This window comes from Vibrio sp. S9_S30 (genome assembly GCF_014694455.1).
GTDB lineage: Bacteria > Pseudomonadota > Gammaproteobacteria > Enterobacterales > Vibrionaceae > Vibrio.
The window spans coordinates 1-1801 of sequence record NZ_JAAUWT010000079.1 but is presented as its reverse complement, the minus strand read 5'-3'; the positions used below and the strand labels follow the sequence as shown (position 1 = coordinate 1801).

Here is a 1801-nt window from a genome sequence, read left to right as displayed (position 1 = left end):
AGAAAGTAGCGATAGTTGCCTGTATGAGAAAGATGGTTGTGACACTTAATTCAATGCTAAGAGACGGTATAATGTGGGATAAAGATAGCGCCAAAAATTAGCTATTGACGCCATAGTCTCTTGTTAGCTTAAATTTACCAGATATTCTGAGTAATAAATGCCAGCTGCTTTTGACACTTTTCAACGGAAGAGTTAACAGTTACTTGCTGTCCAGATATTGTAAAAGATTGCTGTGGTTTCAAGCACTTAATAGGAATACTCTTAGCCGATGAGATGCGCCCCGAGCCTAGGAAGTCATCTAATGGAACAATATGGTTGTCAGGATCATTGGTCGTAAACAAGTGCATGTTACTAGCAACGATTTTTCTTACTTTTTCTAAGTAGATTTTAGTCTGGTTATTTGGTTCATGCTTAGCACCTGCTCTAGTTGACCAACCACAGTGTGTTACCACAACCATTTGAATTTTCGGAGAACTCAGCGCCAAACGGTCTTGACTACGTAAGAACGAACGACTTGCATCTGTCAACAAATCTATCAACAATTGTAGTGAGTCTACTGACTGCTGGTCGGTACGCACTGGCACAATGAGTGAGTCAACTGCATGCCATGTGAGATGCGTTGCGCCAGAAAAAAATGGCGATGTATCAATAATTACTTTTTTTGTTTCAACTTTTTTTGTTTCTCGATCCAACAGATCACGCATTGAATTCAGAATCTGTTCTCGAGCCTTAATATCCGCTCCACCGGGAATACCTCGAGCTTGAGAAAGTGCTGACTCCATGATTGATGGAAACTCATATAAATTCGGGGAGGCTGGTACGAAATGTGCGTTTAATCCATCAAAGTACGAGTTAAAGTGCTCGACTCGTTGTGCAATATTAGAAGGAAAAGACATACGAGGTAATAGATAAGGTAATAAAGCGTCATAAATAGTTGTCCCTGCTACTGGCTTACCAGAGGAAAAGAAATTTGAAGAATTTCCTTGGGGACAAGTATCTATCGCAAGTACATCTTTAGCACCAAATGCAAGGTTAAATGTTAACGTGGACTTTCCAATTCCTCCTCTCAAATTACATATTGCGTAACGATTATGTTTGGGAAGCTTTAGGTCCAGCAAATCAGAGAGATGAGGGAACTGCACTGCATAAGGCGAATTATTCCATTGTTGCGCATCATGCGCATAGTATGCAGCTTGCCTAGCAACTATTTTGTCTAAGTTCATTTTATTTTTTACCTCTTTACTTTAATTATTTAAGCTAACGCCCAATTAAGTAGCCAAAAACGTACAAATACCGCCTCTGCAAACCACCGTAAACACAAAACTCAACGCAAACTAAAAATGCCACACGTTTTTGGTCTGCTTGAATTGTTTGTTAGAGCGATACAGGCAAGCATACTTACTTGGCAATGAAGCACTTAGCTTGCATTCAATGAACAGCATCCTAACCAACAAAACCTTCTGCAACCAGACCACAAAACCTAAAACCCTAACTCGATCGGATAATTTAGAAGAACAAACCGAAAGCCAAACTTCAAAATTCGGCAAACCTGACTGATTTTGAAAACCTACAGCGACTTGGCTTACACCGATTTCAACACCTTGATGCTGGCTAAGAAATCGAACTGAAATGCACTGAAGTCAGCAATTTTCGAGAACCTTTCAACCCCTGAATTTTCAAAGCGCTATAACGCCCGCTTAAGCTGCTGACAACGCTATACAAAAGCTACCGCATTGCGCCTTAAACACAATTATCACTGCAAACCTAAAATGCCACGCGTTGGCAGTCCGCTTGAAGCGTT

Annotated in this window: 1 protein-coding gene and 1 pseudogene; one reads left to right on the top strand and one right to left on the bottom strand. The window is 40.5% G+C overall.

Features of this window, described 5'->3' with window-relative positions; translation table 11 throughout:
* A pseudogene (locus HC752_RS24050) lies at nucleotides 1-101 on the top strand (IS110 family transposase); the annotation flags it as partial.
* 33 nt (nucleotides 102-134) lie between these two features.
* Here the strand turns inward: HC752_RS24050 and HC752_RS24045 are convergent.
* A complete protein-coding gene (locus HC752_RS24045) occupies nucleotides 135-1223 on the bottom strand; it encodes a ParA family protein (protein WP_190337707.1) in 1089 nt (362 codons plus the stop codon).
* Nucleotides 1224-1801: the final 578 nt, after the last annotated feature.